General features: G+C 55.0%; 1 tRNA gene and 2 rRNA genes (1 of these 3 cut by a window edge). All 3 read left to right on the top strand.

What is annotated here, in order from left to right:
* A 23S ribosomal RNA gene (locus BLT64_RS25590) occupies positions 1-2,129 on the top strand; it begins 703 nt to the left of the window's first position.
* A 117-nt stretch (positions 2,130-2,246) separates the two neighbouring features.
* Positions 2,247-2,361, top strand: a 5S ribosomal RNA gene (gene rrf / locus BLT64_RS25585).
* Positions 2,362-2,423: 62 nt separating this feature from the next.
* A tRNA-Met gene (locus BLT64_RS25580) sits at positions 2,424-2,500 on the top strand.

Below are 2,500 nucleotides of genomic sequence, written 5' to 3'. Positions count from 1 at the left end.
ATGATCTAGGCATGAGCAGGCTGAAGGTTGGGTAACACCAACTGGAGGGCCGAACCCACACCTGTTGAAAAAGGTCGGGATGACTTGTGCCTAGGGGTGAAAGGCCAATCAAATCTGGAGATAGCTGGTTCTCCGCGAAAGCTATTTAGGTAGCGCGTCAGACGAATTCTCCCGGGGGTAGAGCACTGCATGGATGATGGGGGCCCACAGCCTTACTGAGTCTAAGCAAACTCCGAATACCGGGAAGAACTATCTGGCAGACACACGGCGGGTGCTAACGTCCGTCGTGGAGAGGGAAACAACCCTGACCAACAGCTAAGGCCCCCAATTCGTGGCTAAGTGGGAAAGCATGTGAGACTTCCAAAACAACCAGGAGGTTGGCTTAGAAGCAGCCATCCTTTAAAGATAGCGTAACAGCTCACTGGTCTAATCAAGAGGTCTTGCGGCGAAGATGTAACGGGGCTCAAGCCACGAGCCGAAGCTTTGGGTGTGCATTTATGCACGCGGTAGCGGAGCGTTCTGTGATATAGAACGCTGCCTCCTTAGTATCCTCGGGTATATTGGAGGCAATGTTCTGACTGTGAAGCCGGGCTGTAAGGCATCCGGTGGAGTGATCAGAAGCGAGAATGTTGACATGAGTAGCGACAAACAGGGTGAGAGACCCTGTCGCCGAAAGTCCAAGGGTTCCTGCTTAAAGCTAATCTGAGCAGGGTAAGCCGGCCCCTAAGGCGAGGCCGAAAGGCGTAGTCGATGGGAACCAGGTTAATATTCCTGGGCCAGGAGATGGTGACGGATCGCAGGTGTAGTTCCTCCTTATCGGATTGGAGGGGCTGCTGAGCGGTTCCTGGAAATAGCCCTCCACAAGACCGTACCCTAAACCGACACAGGTGGACTGGTAGAGAATACCAAGGCGCTTGAGAGAACCACATTTAAGGAACTCGGCAAAATACCTCCGTAAGTTCGCGAGAAGGAGGCCCCGTTGGCAGGCAACTGTCGGCGGGGGGCACAAACCAGGGGGTGGCGACTGTTTACTAAAAACACAGGGCTCTGCGAAGCCGTAAGGCGACGTATAGGGTCTGACGCCTGCCCGGTGCCGGAAGGTTAAAAGGAGAGGTGCAAGCCTTGAATTGAAGCCCCGGTAAACGGCGGCCGTAACTATAACGGTCCTAAGGTAGCGAAATTCCTTGTCGGGTAAGTTCCGACCTGCACGAATGGCGTAACGACTTCCCCGCTGTCTCAAATGTGGACTCAGCGAAATTGAATTGTCTGTGAAGATGCAGACTTCCCGCGGTTAGACGGAAAGACCCCATGCACCTTTACTATAGCTTCGCACTGGCATCAGGATTGCGATGTGCAGGATAGGTGGTAGGCGCTGAAACGGGGACGCCAGTTCCCGTGGAGCCATCCTTGAGATACCACCCTTCGCACTCTTGATGTCTAACCGCGGCCCGTTATCCGGGTCCGGGACCCTGCGTGGTGGGTAGTTTGACTGGGGCGGTCGCCTCCCAAAGAGTAACGGAGGCGCGCGAAGGTTGGCTCAGAGCGGTCGGAAATCGCTCGTCGAGTGCAATGGCAGAAGCCAGCCTGACTGCAAGACTGACAAGTCGAGCAGAGACGAAAGTCGGCCATAGTGATCCGGTGGTCCCGAGTGGAAGGGCCATCGCTCAACGGATAAAAGGTACGCTGGGGATAACAGGCTGATGATGCCCAAGAGTCCATATCGACGGCATCGTTTGGCACCTCGATGTCGGCTCATCTCATCCTGGGGCTGGAGCAGGTCCCAAGGGTATGGCTGTTCGCCATTTAAAGAGGTACGTGAGCTGGGTTTAGAACGTCGTGAGACAGTTCGGTCCCTATCTGCCGTGGGTGTAGGATACTTGAGAGGAGTTGCCCCTAGTACGAGAGGACCGGGGTGAACGTTCCACTGGTGGACCAGTTATCGTGCCAACGGTAGTGCTGGGTAGCTATGAACGGACAGGATAAACGCTGAAGGCATCTAAGCGTGAAGCCCCCCTCAAAACAAGGTATCCCTTGAGAGCCGTGGAAGACCACCACGTCGATAGGCCGGAGATGTAAGCGCAGCAATGCGTTCAGTTGACCGGTACTAATCGCTCGATTGGCTTGATTTGATCCGGAAGAAGACAGACCTGCGTAAAGCGCAGGACCTCCCTTCCAAAAGCATCCTTGGACAATGACTTTCCAGGTTCGGAACGAACCGGAAAACGCCGATCTCGCTCCTTTTCCGGTCTGGTGGCCAAAGCACGAGCAAAACACCCGATCCCATCCCGAACTCGGCCGTTAAGTGCCGTAGCGCCAATGGTACTGCGTCAAAAGACGTGGGAGAGTAGGTCACCGCCAGACCTGAAAAGAAGCGAAAATCTCTCGACGATGACAAAAAGCGCTGACAATCCAGCGCAAACGGCCGCGGGGTAGAGCAGCCCGGTAGCTCGTCAGGCTCATAACCTGAAGGTCGTAGGTTCAAATCCTACCCCCGCAACCA

Source organism: Paracoccus denitrificans (assembly GCF_900100045.1).
Taxonomy (GTDB): Bacteria; Pseudomonadota; Alphaproteobacteria; order Rhodobacterales; family Rhodobacteraceae; genus Paracoccus; species Paracoccus denitrificans.
The sequence above is the reverse complement of the archived record's forward strand: the minus strand, read 5'-3'. Positions and strand labels throughout refer to the sequence as shown.